The organism is Microbacterium allomyrinae (assembly GCF_020682705.1).
Lineage (GTDB): Bacteria > Actinomycetota > Actinomycetes > Actinomycetales > Microbacteriaceae > Microbacterium > Microbacterium allomyrinae.
The window spans coordinates 1,048,411-1,064,700 of sequence record NZ_JAGTTN010000001.1; the positions used below are offsets into that span (position 1 = coordinate 1,048,411).

A 16,290-nucleotide genomic window follows, 5' to 3' on the forward strand; every position below is an offset into this window, starting at 1 on the left:
CGGAGACATCTGTCGAGCACTGCTTCGTGCGCTCGGCCTCATCGTCGGTGGGCCTGATGTTAGCGGTCACAGGCGCCACGGTGCAAGCATCCTTCCCGCACCACCCCGGAGCGACCTCCGATCAGGGATCGTGCAAGCGCTCTCCCGCCCACCGTGGATCAGGCTCGGAGATCGGCTGGGGACATCCGCAATTGTTCGCGGTATCAGGATGGGGCATGATCGGGGCGGAGCGACTCGGATCCCTGGCAGCGGGGACGGTCACTTCGCGATGCGCAAAGGAGCGTGGATGAGAGCGGCTGCAGTCACCGACCCGACGCCGACCCGGTGGCCGGCGGGCGAGATCGACTCGTCCCGTCCCCCTCGATCGGGGCATCGGAGCCGGGCGGGCCTCCGCACCCGGCGGAGAACGCCGCCCCGTGTGGCACTCGCGATCTGCGCGCTCGCCGCGACAGGACTCACCGCGTGCGCTCCCGCCGACGACTCGACCGGGCCGGTGCGCTTCTGGGCCTTCAGCGGCATCGAGCAGGTGAGCCAGGTCGAGAAGTACCTCGACGAGAACCCCGGCGTCGCGATCGAGCTCGCCGAACAGGGCACATCGGCCGAGACGGCGGATGCCCTGACCGCCGCCTTGGCCGCGGGCGCTCCCCCCGATCTCGTCCTGATCCAGGCGGACGACATGCCGCGGTTCCTGGCTTCCCCAGAGCGATTCACCGATCTGCGTTCTCTCGGCGCGGACGCGAACTCGGGAGACTACCTTCCCTGGGCCTGGGAGGCGGGACTGGGGCCAGCCGGCGAGGTGATCGGCATCCCGACAGACGTGGGCGGCATGTCGATCGCCTACCGTGCCGACCTGTTCGAAGCCGCCGACCTCCCCACGGACCCCGAGGCGGTGGCCGCGCTGTGGCCGACCTGGCAGGACTTCATCCACGTCGGCGAACGGTTCACCGAGGCCACCGGCATCCCCTTCGTCGACAACGTCAGCACCACGCTCTTCGCCAACGCGTCGAATCAGCTCGCGACGAAGTTCTACTCGCCCGATGGGAAGCCGGTGCACGACGCGAATCCCGATCTGGAGGAGTCGTTCGATCTGGCCCTCCAGGCCCATGGCGCGGGAATCAGCGCGGGCATGGAGTCGTTCTCGGCCGGCTGGTCGGCCGGACTCGCCCGAGGGGCGTTCGCCGTGGTCGCCGCGCCGTCATGGATGCTCCGAGTCATCACGGCCGCCGCTCCCGACACCGAGGGGCTGTGGAGGATCGCCGCTGTTCCCGGGGTCGCGGGCAACTGGGGCGGGAGCTACCTCGCGATCCCCGCGACATCCGATCACCAGACGCAGGCCTGGGACTACATCGCCCAGACCCAGACGCCTGATGCACAGCTCGCGCTTTTCGAATCGGGCGGGCCGCTGCCGGCCGCACGCGCTCCCTACGAAGACGACGTGCTCGCCTCGTTCGCCGATCCGTTCTTCGGGCAGTCCCGGGTCGGGGCGGTGCTCACCGAGGCGCTGACTCGGATGCCGGTGGTCGCGCAAGGACCGGCATCGACGCTGATGAACACCGCATTCACGCAGTCGCTGATGGCGGTCGAACAGGGATCGCTGTCGGCCGAAGTCGCATGGGACTCGGCGATCGAATCGATAGACCTCTCGCTCGATCGCTGAACGCGCGCAGAGGATTCCGAGATGACACGACGTACGGCGCTCCGCGACGCATCCGCGCCGTACCTGATGATCGCCCCCTTCTTCGTGCTGTTCTTCGTGTTCGGGCTCTTTCCCGTGCTCGCGACGTTCTGGCTGTCGCTGTGGGAGTGGAATCCCATCGGCGAGCAGCGCTGGATCGGCGGCGCGAACTTCGTGCGGATGTCGGCGGACCCGCGGTTCTGGACGGCGATGCGCAACACCCTCGGGATCTTCGCTCTGGCCACGATTCCGCAGATCGCTCTCGCGCTGGTCCTCGCGCATGCCCTGAACCAGGCGCGCCTGCGGTTCGCGGCGCTGTTGCGCGTCACCCTCCTCGTGCCGTACGTGACCTCGGCCGCCGCGATCGCCATCGTCGTCGCCCAGGTGGTCGACCGCGACTACGGACTGCTGACGCGCCTGGTCCAGTCCTTCGGCGGGGACCCGGTCGACGTACTCTCGTCGACGCTCGGGTCGTGGATCACCGTGGCGGCCATGGTGACGTGGCGCTGGTTCGGATTCACCACGCTGCTCTTCCTCACGGTGCTCCAGTCTGTCCCGCGCGATGTGTTCGCCGCCGCCGAGGTCGACGGCGCCGGAGCGCTCACGCAGCTGCGATATATCTCGGTTCCGCTGCTGGGTCCGGCGATCCTGTTCACCACGGTGACGTCCGTCGTCGGCACGCTTCAGCTGTTCGCCGAGCCGCTCCTCGTGCAGCCCGGGAGCACGACCTGCGGTCCCGCACGCCAGTGCCAGACGCTCGCTCTGTTCATCTACGAGCTGGGCTTCCGCGAGTTCCAGTCCGGCTACGGCGCTGCGGTCGCCGTGACGGTCTTCCTGGTCACCGCCGTCCTGGTGGGCGGCGCGGCCGGCCTCTCGTCGCGCGTCCGGCGGCGCTCATGAGCCGCCGGACGCCGCGACGCCCCCGCTGGCCGTACATCCTGCTCGTCCCCGCGGCGCTGCTGGCCTGGGCACCGATCTACTACATGTTCGTCGTCGCCTCGCGGGATGCCGCGGCGGCGACCGCGATGCCGCCGCCGATCCTGCCGGGCACGGAGTTCGCGTCGAATGTCGCACAGGTGCTCGAGATCGTGCCGTTCCTTCAGACTGCGGGCAACTCGCTCGTCGTGAGCCTGTCGGTCGCGGCAGGTCATGCCGTGCTGTGCGCGCTCGCGGGTTACGCGTTCGCCACCCTCGCGTTCCGCGGGCGGACCGTACTCTCCGTCCTGGTGATCGTCGCGCTGACGCTGCCCACTCAGCTCGCCGTGATCCCGAGCTACATGCTCGTCGGCTGGCTGGGATGGCTGGACTCGCTCCAGGCGCTCATCGTGCCGGGGCTCGTGAGCGCGTTCGGAATCCTGTGGATGCGGGTGCAGATCGGGCTCGCTCTTCCGGGCGAAGTGCTGGACGCGGCGGCGTTGGACGGATGCGGCCCGTGGCGCACGTTCTGGTTCGTCGCGTTCCCGCTGATCCGCCCGGCGTCGCTGGTGCTCGGTGCCATCGTCTTCGTGTCGACCTGGAGCGACTTCATGTGGCCGTTCATCGTGCTCCGCTCCCCCGAGGCGCAGACGGTGCAGGTCGCCCTGCGTGCACTGCAGAGCGACCATTGGGTCGACCAGTCCCTCGCATTCGCGGGCGCGCTGCTGGCCACGCTCCCGATGATCGCGCTCCTGCTCGCGGGCGCGCGCTGGGCGCTCACCCGAGTCTTCGCCAGCCCGCCGACGAGCGATTCCTGACACGGTCGGCTGGCCGCGGCCTTCACGATTCAAACCGGATGCAGCGCTAGGTTTATCGATCAACCTGGCGCTGCGCGCACGGCTGTCGACGAACGCACGACCAGGGTGGGCTGCACGGTACGACGAGACGACGGCTGCCGCTCCTCGATGAGATCCGAGAGGTACCTCACCGCGAGTTCTCCGAGTCCCGCGAAGTCCTGGCGCACCGTGGTCAATGGCGGCAGCACGTGGCGGGCATCCCGCGCGTCGTCGAATCCGACCACGCTGAACTCCTCGGGCACGCGCACCCCGCGACTCGTCAGGCCGTGGATGAGCCCCGCGGCGACGGAGTCGTTCGACGCGATGACGGCCGTGCGCCCCGTCAGCAGCGACGGATCGGCACCGATGAAGCAGCCGAACCCCGAGGTTCCGTCGCCGACGATCGGCGCGTGCGGCACGAGCCCCGCCCGATCCAGGCCGACGCGTCCGGCCTCTGTCCGGCAATGGGCATCGACCCATCCCTCGGGACCGACGATCTGCTGGATGTCGCGGTGGCCCAGGGAGACGAGATGCTCCACCGCCAGCGAGATGCCCCTGACCTGATCGATGCCCAGAGTGGGCAGATCGATGACAGGTTCCGACGAGAGTGCGACCGTCGGCATCCCCCTCGGCGATCCGCCGATCTGCGCCGACTCCAGCCGCCACGGCGCGATCAGGCACAGTCCGTCGACGCCGTGCTGCAGCAGCTGCGCGATGGCACCTCCGACGGATGCCCCACCGCCGTCGCCCACGGCGACGGCGAGCACGGATGAACCCCGGTTGCGCGCCGCATCCTCGAAGGCGTGCAGAGTGGTCCGCTGCCCGTACTGATCTCCTCCGCCGAGCACGACGCCGAGCCGCATCAGCCGCTCTCCCGCCGCTACTGCGCTGCGGGCGGCGAGCGCCCGCGCGAACGCGTTCGGCGCGTATCCCATGGCCGATGCGACCGCGACGACGTGCGCCCGGGTCGCCTCCGTCATTCCCGACCGCCCGCTCAGTGCGCGCGACACCGTGGCGTGCGACACTCCGGCGCGCGCCGCGACGTCGTAGAGATTCGGGCGCCGCCACGGCCGGTCCGGTGGCGAGTCTGAGGTCACGGCGGTCCCTTCGCGAGCATGCGTCGGACCGGAGACCCCGGCACCGCTGCTGCATCCGAGGCGATGGTACATGCCGCTCCGTTCACCCTTCCGGGTCGCCGCACGGCTGGACGCCGATAGAGTCTGCGAGAGAACGCCACCTATCCCACGGACCCGATGCCAGAATCGCCGACCTCGAAGGCTCGCGCGCACGTCACCATGCAGGACGTCGCGCGCCAGACCGGCGTCTCCGCTCAGACCGTTTCGAACGTGATCAACGGGCGGACCGATCGCGTCGGCACCGAGACCACGCAGCGCGTCATCGACGCCATCGACGAACTCGGGTACCGCCTGAACCAGAGCGCCCGATCGCTGCGCAAGGGACGGACGGGGATGGTCGGCCTCGGGCTTCCCGTCCTCGCCTCCGAGTACTACGGCGAGCTGGCGGAACGGCTGGCGCATCGATTCGCCGACCGGGGCATCCGGCTGGTGACCGAGAAGACCGGTGGCGCGCTGAGCGCCGAGGTGGAGTCGCTCGCCGCGTCCCACCTCGAGACCTACGACGGCTTCATCCTCGCGATCGCGGCGAGCGAGTCGACCGACCTGAACAAGATCCTCCCCACCAAGCCGATCGTTCTCTTGGGCGAACGGGCGCTCTCGACCCGGTTCGATCACGTGCTCATGGACAACGTCGAGGGAGGGCGCGCCGCCACCGCTCACCTCCTCGATCGCGGCGCCCGATCGATCATCGCGCTCGGCGGCTCCGCCGCCGACGGTGACTCGGTGCAGACGCTGCGCGCACGCGGCTTCGTTCAGGCGCACCGGGATCGCTCTCTGCCCGCGCCGGACTCCCGCATCGTGGCGAGCGGTCTCGACATCGCCGACGGCTATCAGACAGTTCGGCGCCTGCTGACTGAGGGGCGCCCCTTCGACGCGATCTTCGCGCTCACCGATTCGTGCGCGTTCGGCGCGATGCGGGCACTGCACGAGTCCGATCTCCGAGTCCCGGACGACGTGCAGATCGTGGGGTTCGACAACGTGCGAGCCGGCGCCTTCAGCACCCCCAGCCTCACATCGATCGAACCCGGCAACGACGAGATGGCCGACGCCATCGTCGAGGTGATGATGGCGCGGCTGTCGAGCCCGCTCCGACCTCGGGATCCACAGCGTGTCATGCCGGCGATCACACTCGTCGAGCGCGAGACGACGCTCTCGCGCGAGGTCGATTCCGTCGCATCCTGAATCGGATGTCACATGCGGCCGCCGGCCGGTGTCTTCATGTCGAAGGATCACATCCATCGACGACATCGGAGCAGACATGACCAGCCAGACCCGCGTTCCCCCGGCCGACGTCACCGGCGTGTACGGCACGCTCGTGAAGTTCGCCGCCCGCAAGATGGTGGGCCGCGTTCCCGACTCGCTGGGCGTGCTGTGGCACAACCAGCGCGTCATGAAGGACGCCATGGGCATCGGCCGCAAGATCGAACGCTGGCACGAGCTCGAACCCGACCTCGCCTCGTACGCCGCGATGGCGTCGGCGGCGACGGTCGGCTGCAGCTTCTGCCTCGACCTCAACTACTTCACGGCCCACAACCACGGCCTCGACGAAGTGAAGGTCCGCGAGGTGCCGCGCTGGCGGGAGTCCTCGGTGTTCAGTCCGCGCGAGCGCAGGGTCATGGAGTACGCCGAGGCCGCGAGCCAGACACCCCCGGCCGTGACGGACGAGCTCTCGGACGCACTCCTGGCCGATATCGGACCGGCCGCACTCGTCGAGCTCGCCGCCCGCGTGGCGTTCATGAACATGTCGGCGCGCATGAACGTCGCGCTCGGCATCCGCTCGGAGGAGTTCGCCGCCGCATGCGGCCTGCCTCCGCTCGCCGCACGGTCGAGCGTCTCCGGGTCCGCGTAGGCTCGCGCCATGACCAGCGTCGGAGGCGCCGGCGACGATCCGTTCGTCGCCCACCGGGGCCTGCTCTTCACCGTCGCGTACGAGATGCTCGGCTCGGCCGCCGACGCGGAGGACGTCCTGCAGGAGTCATGGCTGCGCTGGGCGTCTATCGATCGGTCCGAGATCCGGGAACCCCGCGCGTACCTCGTGCGCATCGTCACCCGGCAGGCGCTCAATCATCTGCGCACCACGGCGCGCCGACGCGAGGACTACGTCGGCGAGTGGCTTCCGGAGCCCCTGCTGACCAGCCCCGACGTGGCCGAGGACGTCGAGTTCGCCGAGAACGTGTCGATCGCGATGCTCACGGTGCTCGAGACCCTCGGTCCCGCCGAGCGCGTGGTGTTCGTCCTGCGCGAGGTGTTCGACGTGCCGTACGAGGAGATCGCGGATGCCGTGGGCAAGTCGCCCGCGGCGGTGCGGCAGATCGCGCATCGCGCGAAGGAGCACGTCTCGGCGCGCCGTCCGGCGGTGAGTCTCGTCCGATCGGAGCAGGCGGACGTCGTCGAACGGCTGGTGAGCGCCCTCAACTCCGGCGATCTGCAGGGACTCATCGACGTGCTCGCGCCCGACGTCGTCTCGGTGGCCGATGGTGGCGGCAAGGCGCGCGGCGCGGCGCGGCGTCCGATCATCGGGGCCGAGAAGCTCGCCCGCTACCTCGTGGGCGGCATGGCGAAGGTCCAGGGCGTGCTGCGCGCGGCGGTGACCTGGATCAACGGCCAGCCGGGCATCCGGATGGAGCTGGACGGCCGCCTCGTCGGCGTCGTGAGCATCACCGTCGTCGACGGACTCGTGACGCGGATCTACTCGATGGCGAACCCCGACAAGCTCGGCGCACTCGATCAGGAGGCGGCGCTCACCCGGTGAGGTGCAACGACGATCAGGCGTCGCCGGCGCCCACCGCGTCGAGGGCGTCGAAGAGGCCGGTGCGCCACCACGCGTAGTCGTGGCCGCCGCGGTAGCGCCGCGCCTCGACGTGCGCCCCACGCGCTCGCACGGCACCCGAGAACGCGTCGGCGAGCTCCCCCATCCCCGATTCCTCGGTCCCGGCGGTCACGACGAAGCGCGAGCCCGTGATCGACGGCGGCAGCGCGTCGACGAGGTCGCCGGTCTCGCCGCTCGGATGCCGCGGCACGGCTCCGGCGCGGAAGTGGAAAGACCCGGATTGCACGATCGCCGTGGCGGCGACGTCGGGCCGGAGAGCGGCGACGCTCGCCGCCGCGAGCCCGCCGTAGCTCTCGCCCGCGAAAACCACGCGGTCCGGTCGCAGGATGCCGAGCACCTCGGCCGCCGCCGGGAGAACGGCTCGATCGAGGTGCTCGAACAGCCGATCCGGATGCGGCAGCAGTGCCGACCGCCGCTCCAGCGACCCCGACGGCACGAGCACCACCGACCATTCGGCATCCGCTCGCCGCGAGAGCGCGCCCGCGATCCCGTGCTCGGCCCAGAGATCCCCGTCGAACAGGAACAGCACCCGCGATGCCCGAGGACGACGAAGGATCGTGAGCGGCGGGCCGTCGCCGATCGGGATCGTGAACTCGTCGAAGGCCGCGGCTGTCGCCGACTCCACCGCCTCCGCGCTCGTGTCCCACGCGGGGTGGATGCGACCGCCCGGCAGGACGAGCACGGAGGATTCACGACCCAGCGGGTTGCGCAGCGATCGCCCATTGCGGGCATCCGGACGCCCGGCCTCGTGGATCCGCAGCCAGCCTTCGCGGGTGCTGCCCGCTCGACGGTCGAGATGAGCGCCGGCGACGAACCGGTAGCTCACGACGAGGTCGTCCGGAAGCAGATAGCTGATGACGTGCCGGTCGGTGCCGGGCACGCGCTCCAGCAGCGCGGGCGAGATGTCGGTGCGGTGGCTGTCGGTGATCCCGTTGAGGTGGATCATGACTTCGTCGCCGGGGGCGGCATCCGTCACGAACGTCACCTCGCGCATGCCGTCGCCGCCGCGCCGGCCGAACGCCGGCCACGTCGCCGAGACGTCGACGGGCGGCGCGCCGGCCATGAGGCGCCGATAGGCGTCGGCGTCGGCGCGACGCGGCCCGGTCACCGCACCGCCTCCCAGCCGGCGAGCGGGACGACCAGCGGCGTGCCGGTGATCGGATCGGCGATGACCTGCGCGCGGAGCCCGAACACCCGCTCGACGAGTTCGGCGGTGATCAGCTCGGACGGCGGCCCCTCGGCGACGATCTCACCGTCGCGCATCGCGACGAGATGCGTCGCGTAGCGACAGGCCTGGTTGATGTCGTGCAGGACCGCCACGATCGTGCGTCCCTCGCCGTGCAGTTCGCGGCAGAGTTCCAGCACCTCGATCTGGTGGGTCATGTCGAGGAACGTCGTGGGTTCGTCCAGGAGCAGGATGTCGGTCTCCTGGGCGAGCGTCATCGCCAGGAGCACCCGCTGTCGCTGCCCGCCGGAAAGCTCGTCCACGCGCCGATCGGCGAGATCCGCGACGCCGGTCGCCGCGAGTGCCCGCTGCACGGCCTCGGCGTCGGACGTCGTCCACTGACGCAGCAGCCGCTGATGCGGGAAGCGCCCGCGCGCCACCAGGTCCATCACCGCGATCCCGTCGGGGGCGACGACCGCCTGCGGCAGCAGCGCGAGGGCGCGCGCCACCTCTTTGCTGCGGTATTCGCTCAGCGCACGCTCGTCCAGCAGCACGGTGCCGCGCTCCGGAGTCAGCAGGCGCGCGAGGGCGCGTAGCAGCGTCGACTTGCCGCAGGCATTGGGTCCGACGATGACGGTGAACCCGCCGTCGGGGATGCGGACGTCGAGGTCGGGCACGACGACACGGCCCTCGTACGCGAGTCGGATGGATGCGGCGACCAGCCGGGAAGGGGGGTTCATGGGACTCATTCCGTATCGTTCAGCGGCCCCGCGAGAGCAGCCACAGCAGGTAGACGCCGCCGAGCACCCCGGTCACCAGCCCGACGGGTGCCATCAGCGAGAGGGGCAGGTGCTGCGAGAGCAGGTCGGCGCTCACGAGCAGCGCCGCGCCCATCGCCGCCGATCCCACGAGCGGTACCGAGGCAGCACGCCCGACCCGCGCGACCAGCTGGGGGGCGGCCAGCGCCACGAAGGCGATGGGGCCGGCAGTCGCGGTGGCGAAGGCCGCGAGCCCGACCGCCATCGCGATCGTCGCGAGCCGCACCACGGTGACGGGGGCGCCGACCTGGCGGGCCATGCCGTCGCCGAGTTCGAGGGCGGCGAGCCCGCGCCGCATCAGCAGCAGTGCGGGGATCAGGATGACCACCGCGATGACGGTCGGCAGGACCTCGGGCCACCCGCGGCCGTTGAGGGTGCCCACGAGCCAGATCTGCGCGACGATCGCGTCGTCGCGCTGGCTGCGGGTCAGCAGCAGATCGTTGACCGCGCCGAGCAGGGCGCCGACGCCGATGCCGACCAGGACGAGCCGGTAGCCGCCCGCCGTTCCGCCGCGCAGCGAGAGGGCCCCGACGACCACGGCGGTCAGCATCCCGCTGCAGACCGCGGCCAGCGACACGATCCCCGGCGGCGCGTCGAAGACGAGGATCGCGACGACCGCGCCGGTCGCGGCCCCGGTGACGAATCCGATGATGTCGGGCGAGCCCAGCGGGTTCCTCGAGATCGTCTGGAAGACGGCGCCGCTCACTCCCAGCGCCGCACCCACGACGATGCCGCCGACGTAGCGCGGCATCCGGATCGACCCGAGCACTCGCGCGACCGACGGCTCGCCCTGACCGGTCAGCGCACCCCACAGATCGGCCGGGGTGATGTCGAACGAGCCGGTGAGGAGGGCGAGGATGCCCAGCGGCACGAGCAGCAGGATCAGGACACCCGCCGTCGCGACCGGACGGCGGTGCCAGCGCAGCGCGATGCGCTCGTTCCTGCTGCGCCAGACGCGCACGGTGCCGGTCGTCATAGCCGCATCAGCCTCCGGCGGCGCGCGAGGGCGATGAAGACCGGGGCGCCGATGATGGCGGTGACGATGGATGTCTCCAGTTCGGCCGGGGGAAGCAGCACCCGGCCGATGATGTCGGCGCCGAGCACGAGCACGGCGGCGAACAGGGCCGACAGCGGAACGATCCAGCGATAGTCGGGACCGACGAGCAGACGCACCGCGAGAGGGGCGGTCAGCCCGACGAAGCCGATCGGTCCGGCCACGGCGGTCGCCGCCCCCGCGAGGAGCACGACGAGCACGGCTCCCACACCGAGCACGCTTCGCGGGTTCGCGCCGACCGAGCGCGCGACATCCTGCCCCATGGCCACCGCGTTGAGCGAGCGGCCGAGGAGGGCCGCGAGCACGATAGCCGGCACGATGATCGCCACCGCGGGGAGCACGAGCTCGCCTCCTCGCCCCTGGACCGAGCCGACCGCCCAGTGCCGGAAGGTGTCGAACACCGACGGGAAGTTGATGAGGAGCGTCTGGGTGTAGGCACTGAGCGTCACCCCGAAGGCCACGCCGGCCAGGGTCAGTCGCACCGGGTCCGCTCCGCGGCGGAAGATGCCGCCGAGCGCCGCGACGGCGAGTGCCGCGACCGCGGCGCCGGCGAACGAGAAGCCGAACAGCCCGAGCGTGCCGAACGCGCCCCCGGTGACCGCGATGCCGGTGGCCACGGCAGCGGCCGCGCCCGCGTTCACCCCCAGGATCCCCGGCTCCGCGAGCGGATTGCGTGTCAGCGCCTGCATGATCGCGCCCGCGACACCCAGCGCCGCTCCCACCACGATCGCAAGCGCCGTCCGCGGCAGTCGCAGCTCGGTCACGACGAGGTGGGCGTCATTCGTGGCGTCTGGGCGGGTGACCGCCGCCCACACCACCGCCGGGTCGATGGGGCGCGAGCCCACCAGCACGCTCAACACCGTGAGGACGACCAGGATCGCCACCCCCGCGATGACGGCGACCGCACGCCTCGAGCCCCGCCGGCGGATCGCCGACGGGGCCTCGAGCAGGGTGGTCACGCGAAGGTCGACTCGATGTAGTCGACGATCTGCGACGCGCTGTAGTAGTCGATCCGGAACGATGTCGGGCCGAGCGGGTACACCTGACCCGAGACGATCGCCGGCGCGGTGGCCAGGACCGGGGTCGTCAGCAGGTCGGACTCGGCCACGTCTCCCCCGTTGACGAGGAACACGGTCGAACCGGTGAGCGCCGTGGTGACGTTCTCGATCGCGAGGAACGCGAAGTCCTGGCGGGCCTGCTCGCTCGTGTCGAGCTCGTCCGGTGCGCCTTCGATCGTGAAGCCGAGCGACTCGAGCAGGTCGGCGTGGGCGCTTCCCTCCTTGGCGAAGGCGGTCGGGTTCTCGGTCCCGTTCCAGACGATCGCGTTGGCCGTGCCCTCGGGCACGGTGATGGCTGCCGCCACCTCCGCGGTGCGCGCGTCGAAGTCCGCGACGACGGCATCCGCCTCGTCCTCGTGGCCGGTGGCCTCGCCGAGGATCGCGGCGAGCTCCTGCCAGGTCGTGTCGCCGTAGTTCAGCACGATGGTCGGCGCGATCGCCGACAGCTTCTCGTACTGGTCGGCCGTCGAGTCCGCCCCGCTGGAGGAGACCACGATCAGGTCGGGGGCTGCGGCGATGACCGCCTCCTCGTCGAACTCGAGGTTCGGGTAGAGCTCTTCCACGCCGGCCGCGGTCGCGACATCCGCCCACTGCGAGAAGAAGCCGTTCTCGTCGGTGACGTCGCTCACCGTGGTGGTGGCCGTCGCTGTGAGGGGCGCCTCGATGGCGAGCAGCGTGCCGGTGAGGGTGAGCGAGGTCGACACGATGTTCTCGGGCTGGGCGGGGATCTCGGTGGTGCCCGCTTCGTGCACGATCGTGCGCGGCCAGTCGCCGGAGGCGGCATCGGCGGTGGATTCGGCCGGCACCGGGGAGGCGGCGCAGCCGCTCACCGCCAGGACCAGGGATGCCGCGGCGGCGGCGAGTGCGAGTTTCGAACGTGACGTCATGCTGTGTCTTCTTTCATGGGTGGAGCGTGGGAGACGAGGCGGTCGGGTCAGTCCTCGTCGAGCAGGTGGTGGTCGAGGCCCGCCACTCCGCTTCGCCAGTAGCCGTCGATGTCGAACTGGTCGCGCGGGAATCCTCGGTCGCGCAGCGCGCGGCGCAGGGGCTTGAGCGTGTCGGCCTCGCCCGCGGCCCACACGAAGACATCGTCGGTAGCCGAGATCCCGGCGGCCGCGGCGGTGATCGCCGCGGCGCGGGCGGGTCCGACCGGTTCCTCGATCCAGTGCACGCGCGCATCGGATCGTTCGGGCAGCGGGTACTCGTCGCGGCTCTGGACGAGCGCGAAGACGTCGACGGCGGCCGTCAAGCCCGGCTCGTCGAGCCAGCGACCGACGGCGGGCAGTGCGGTCTCGTCGGCGATGAGGACGTAGCGGGCGTAGTCCCGCGGGTAGATGTGCGAGCCGCGGGGTCCGAGCACGCCGATCGGGTCTCCCACCGACGCGTTGATGGCCCACCGCCCGGCGGGACCGTGATCGTGCAGCACGAAGTCCACCACGAGACGCGAATCGTCGACCTCGCGCACGGTGTAGTCGCGCAACACCGGGCGCGGCCCCGCGCCCCGCGTGAGCCGGTCGTCCTCGATGACGGGCAACGGGATCTCACCGGTGACGGCATCCGGGATCACGAGCTTGACGTGGTCGGCGGGTGCGAACTCGGGCGCGGGGAATCCTCCGGAGAGGTCCGCTCCGCCGAGCGAGATGCGCTGCATCCGCGGTCCGATCCGCTCCGAGGACACGACCTGGAGGAGGCGTGCGCGCAGGGGATGCATGACGGTCTGAACGTTTCGTGGGGAGGCGATATCCATGGGGCTCCTTCGGATCTGGCGTGGTGTCACACGCCGCAGCCGCGAGCCAGCTTAGGATTGCCTAACCTCATTGGATGGCTACTATGAGACAACCGATGTCGCTGAACGGACACCCTCGATGACCCTCTCCACCGCCTCGTCAGTCGACATGTCCCACGTGCGCCTGCTCTCCGAAGCCGTCCATCGCCACGATGTGGACGAGCTCACCTGGGTGGTGAGCGGATCGTGCACGATCGACGCGGATGGGCGCTCATGGCGGATCGACGAGCAGACCGCGCTGGTGATCCCCGCCGGGCTCGAGCACCGGGTCGTGCCGCGGCCCGACTCCATCGTCTTCCCGATCCTCTTTCCCGACGGGCTGACCTCCGAGCTCTCCCTCGTGCGCCGCTCCCCCTCGCTCGAGGCGTGCGCGCGCGTGCTCCTGCAGCCGGGACTGACGACACCCGCGGCTCTCGACGCGGCGCGGCTCGCCGCATCCGAGTTGATCGGCACCAAGGGCGCGCTACGACGATTGAACGTGCCCGTCGACCCGCGCGCCGAGCATGTGGCTCAGGCCATCCTCGCCGCACCGGCGAGCCCCACGGGCCTGGACGAATGGGGCCGGCGCGTGCACGCGAGCGGGCGCACCCTGCAGCGCTGCTTCGTCCGCGAGACCGGGCTCACGTTCGCCCAGTGGCGCACCGCGGCGCGGCTCGCCGACGCGTGCGAGCGGATCGACCAAGGGCAGAGCGTCGCCACCGTCGCCACGGCGGTCGGCTATCGCAGCTCGAGCGCGTTCATCGCGGCCTTCCGCCGGCATTACGGGGTCACCCCCGGGCGCAGGGCGAGCTGAGCCGCGCCGGGCGAGCTGGGCCGCGCCGGGCGAGCTGAGCCGCGTCAGGCGGCCGCGTCGGCCGGTCTCGTCGGGCGGCCTCGTCAGGCGGCGGCGCGCAGTCGCATCATCACGGCGACCGCTTCCTGCACCAGCGCCACGCGTTCCGCGACGGGCGCGTCCTCGCGCGCACAGCCGACCTTGACACCCGCCCAGGCGAGCGGACCCGCCGCACGCAGCACATCCCTCACGTCCGAGGTCGTCATCAGCGAGCCGGGAGTCGTATGAGCCAGGCCGGGCTCGGGGGCGAACGGCAGATGCGCGTCGATCCACGCCGGCCCGAAATCGGTGGGCGTCGCCGCCGCACCGGAAGCCATGAATCCTCGGAGGAGTCCCCGCCCCGCGGATGCCCGAGCGTGCGCCACCGCCGTCGCGGGCGTCCGCCCCTCGATGACCGACCTGCCCCAGTTGAGCGAGACGCCCAGGTCTGCGCCGGATCGCTCGATCGCATCCAGCTCCTCGTCCAGCGACAGGAACCCCTTCTCGGGAATCTGGCCTTCCCGCCACGCATCGCAGTGCTCGATGACGAGCTCCGCGCCGTCCCAGTCCCATCCGGCGATCTCGGTGAGCGACTTCGCCAGCGCATCCGACGCGCCGCGCACGCCGCGCGGTGCGCTGTGCAGCTCGACCACGCCGACCACTCGGCGACCCTGTGCGTCGTCGAGGCCGCGCACGCCGTCGCGCACTCGCCCGACATCCGCGACAGCCCGCTCACGCCCGCCCTCCTCCACCGACGCAAGTCCGTAGCCCGGGTCGCCGGCGATGCGCCCCATCGTGTACGGGATGTCGGTGACGACCGCCCCGAGTGCCGTCGGGAAATGGCGGTGCAGCCACGCGTCGTCGTGCGGATGGATGCTGCCGAGCCACGGCAGCTCGAACGCGCCGACATCGGGGATCTGCGCCAGCTGTTCGAAGAACTCCTCCTCGGCGGCGGGGTCCCATCGTCTGTGCGCGGGAGAGGCGGCATAGGCGCCGACGACGAGGCCGGTGAACGGGGTACGGGCGGGACGGCGTGACATCAGGATGCTTCTTCCTTCGTGCAAGGGGCACTGACGGAGACATTAGACATCAGATGTCCTCGCGTCAATCGCGGCCGGGCCGGATCGCGCCTGAATCCTCGACACCGTCACCGCGACGCCGACCCCCGCAGGACCCAGTCGTGGCCGACCCGCGGGTCAGTGCAGCGAAAGGCTGCGGAGCGGTGACTCGAGGCGGACCTCGACGTCCTCCACGTCGTTCGGGGTGATCGTCGGCGTGATGAGCCCGACCGCGGCGCGCCCCCAACGCGTCGCACGGGTCATGGCCTGCTCCAACGACGACCCCTCGTCGCCATGCCACTGCGCCATCAGACCGGCGAGCGCGGCATCCCCCGCTCCGGTGGTGTTCACGACGCGCGTCGGCGGAGTGTGTGCCCAGAGCTGCTGAGTCGGAGTCACCATGACCGCTCCCAGGTGTCCGAGACTCACCATCACCGCACCCACGCCGCGGTCCACCACCCGCCGTGCCGCGTCGACCGCCTCCCCCAGCGTGCGGATCGGAGCGCGGTGCAGCTCTTCGAGTTCGTGGATGTTGGGCGAGATGAGATCGAGCTTCGCCCCGCGCCGCAGCCAATCCCCGACGACGGCACCGGGCGAGTCGAGACAGAGCCGGGCGCCGTTCAGATGCGCAGCGCCGAACAGATCCGCGGGGTCGATCCCGTCGCTCGCAGACACGGCGGGCAGGCTGCCGCCCACCACGATCCAATCCGCGTCGATCCGCAGCGCCTCATAGCCCACCGTTGCGCGCAAGGCGCGCCAGTCGAGGCCCGTGAGTTCGTGTGCGGCCTGATTGATGTTGGTCGTCACACCGTCGGCGCCGATGAGCACCGTGTTGACGCGAATGGCTCGGGGAACCGACACCACGCGAAAGATGTCGTCACCCTCGGTCAGGGCGGCGGCGTCCTCGAAGCTGATCGGAACCACGGCCCGCACCACGTTTCCGGATGCGTGCAGGTCGCGGGCGAGGTTGACCCCGTTGCCCGCGACGTGGGCCTCGATATGACGCGCGCGATTGACACGACCCGCCTGCAGCCCGTCGATCATGTACACCCGGTCGATGGCAGGAGCGGGAGTCAGGGTGACGACGCGTGTTCGCGTTGCCGTGCCTTCAGCGATCTCTTGCACCGTGGTTGCCGTCAGCGACATGG

The 16,290-nt window shown here is 70.7% G+C and carries 16 protein-coding genes; 7 read left to right on the top strand and 9 right to left on the bottom strand.

Features of this window, described 5'->3' with window-relative positions; all coding sequences use genetic code 11:
* Positions 1–418: 418 nt before the first annotated feature.
* From KEC57_RS04895 to KEC57_RS04905, 3 genes are read left to right on the top strand one after another with little or no spacing between them, the layout of a single operon-like run.
* The gene (locus KEC57_RS04895) at positions 419–1,657 is read left to right on the top strand and encodes an ABC transporter substrate-binding protein (protein WP_229383396.1); all 1,239 of its coding nucleotides are present in this window, start codon (positions 419–421) and stop codon (positions 1,655–1,657) included.
* Positions 1,658–1,678: 21 nt separating this feature from the next.
* Positions 1,679–2,575, top strand: coding sequence for a carbohydrate ABC transporter permease (locus tag KEC57_RS04900; protein WP_229383397.1), 897 nt, complete (start codon positions 1,679–1,681; stop codon positions 2,573–2,575).
* Positions 2,572–3,408 carry a carbohydrate ABC transporter permease gene (locus KEC57_RS04905; protein WP_229383398.1) on the top strand — a complete coding sequence of 279 codons (837 nt, stop codon included), beginning with the start codon at positions 2,572–2,574 and terminating at the stop codon, positions 3,406–3,408. Before KEC57_RS04900 ends, KEC57_RS04905 begins: the two co-directional genes overlap by 4 nt.
* 59 nt (positions 3,409–3,467) lie before the next feature.
* Here the strand turns inward: KEC57_RS04905 and KEC57_RS04910 are convergent, their stop codons facing one another.
* Positions 3,468–4,523: a LacI family DNA-binding transcriptional regulator gene (locus KEC57_RS04910; RefSeq protein ID WP_229383399.1), complete on the bottom strand. Its 1,056-nt coding sequence runs from the start codon at positions 4,521–4,523 to the stop codon at positions 3,468–3,470.
* Between the two features lie 156 nt (positions 4,524–4,679).
* On the opposite strand from KEC57_RS04910, the gene KEC57_RS04915 reads away from it, so the two are divergent.
* From KEC57_RS04915 to KEC57_RS04925, 3 genes are all read left to right on the top strand, one after another.
* Entirely contained in the window at positions 4,680–5,744 is a 1,065-nt protein-coding gene (locus tag KEC57_RS04915; RefSeq protein WP_229383400.1) for a LacI family DNA-binding transcriptional regulator, read from the top strand.
* A gap of 76 nt (positions 5,745–5,820) precedes the next feature.
* On the top strand, positions 5,821–6,411 hold the full coding sequence (locus KEC57_RS04920) for a carboxymuconolactone decarboxylase family protein (protein ID WP_229383401.1): 591 nt from the start codon (positions 5,821–5,823) through the stop codon (positions 6,409–6,411).
* Between the two features lie 9 nt (positions 6,412–6,420).
* Positions 6,421–7,314, top strand: coding sequence for an RNA polymerase sigma-70 factor (locus KEC57_RS04925; RefSeq protein ID WP_229383402.1), 894 nt, complete (start codon positions 6,421–6,423; stop codon positions 7,312–7,314).
* A 13-nt stretch (positions 7,315–7,327) separates the two neighbouring features.
* Here the strand turns inward: KEC57_RS04925 and KEC57_RS04930 are convergent, their stop codons facing one another.
* From KEC57_RS04930 to KEC57_RS04955, 6 genes are read right to left on the bottom strand one after another with little or no spacing between them, the layout of a single operon-like run.
* Entirely contained in the window at positions 7,328–8,500 is a 1,173-nt protein-coding gene (locus KEC57_RS04930) for an enterochelin esterase domain-containing protein (protein WP_229383403.1), read from the bottom strand.
* Entirely contained in the window at positions 8,497–9,297 is an 801-nt protein-coding gene (locus KEC57_RS04935) for an ABC transporter ATP-binding protein (RefSeq protein WP_229383404.1), read from the bottom strand. The genes KEC57_RS04930 and KEC57_RS04935 overlap by 4 nt, the downstream gene beginning before the upstream one ends.
* Before the next feature lie 19 nt (positions 9,298–9,316).
* On the bottom strand, positions 9,317–10,351 hold the full coding sequence (locus tag KEC57_RS04940) for a FecCD family ABC transporter permease (protein ID WP_229383405.1): 1,035 nt from the start codon (positions 10,349–10,351) through the stop codon (positions 9,317–9,319).
* Positions 10,348–11,388, bottom strand: a complete 1,041-nt coding sequence (locus KEC57_RS04945) for a FecCD family ABC transporter permease (RefSeq protein WP_229383406.1) — start codon at positions 11,386–11,388, stop codon at positions 10,348–10,350. The genes KEC57_RS04940 and KEC57_RS04945 overlap by 4 nt, the downstream gene beginning before the upstream one ends.
* The gene (gene fepB, locus KEC57_RS04950) at positions 11,385–12,374 is read right to left on the bottom strand and encodes a Fe2+-enterobactin ABC transporter substrate-binding protein (RefSeq protein ID WP_229383407.1); all 990 of its coding nucleotides are present in this window, start codon (positions 12,372–12,374) and stop codon (positions 11,385–11,387) included. Before fepB ends, KEC57_RS04945 begins: the two co-directional genes overlap by 4 nt.
* A gap of 47 nt (positions 12,375–12,421) precedes the next feature.
* Complete coding sequence (locus tag KEC57_RS04955) at positions 12,422–13,234, bottom strand: siderophore-interacting protein (protein ID WP_229383408.1); 813 nt, start codon at positions 13,232–13,234, stop codon at positions 12,422–12,424.
* 118 nt (positions 13,235–13,352) lie between these two features.
* Here KEC57_RS04955 and KEC57_RS04960 point away from each other — a divergent pair, with 118 nt between their 5' ends.
* Positions 13,353–14,066: an AraC family transcriptional regulator gene (locus tag KEC57_RS04960; RefSeq protein WP_229383409.1), complete on the top strand. Its 714-nt coding sequence runs from the start codon at positions 13,353–13,355 to the stop codon at positions 14,064–14,066.
* A gap of 83 nt (positions 14,067–14,149) precedes the next feature.
* Here KEC57_RS04960 and KEC57_RS04965 read toward each other — a convergent pair whose 3' ends face one another.
* Positions 14,150–15,124, bottom strand: a complete 975-nt coding sequence (locus KEC57_RS04965; RefSeq protein WP_229383410.1) for a DUF4862 family protein — start codon at positions 15,122–15,124, stop codon at positions 14,150–14,152.
* Between the two features lie 156 nt (positions 15,125–15,280).
* A complete protein-coding gene (locus tag KEC57_RS04970) occupies positions 15,281–16,288 on the bottom strand; it encodes a 1-phosphofructokinase family hexose kinase (RefSeq protein ID WP_229383411.1) in 1,008 nt (335 codons plus the stop codon).
* Positions 16,289–16,290: the final 2 nt, after the last annotated feature.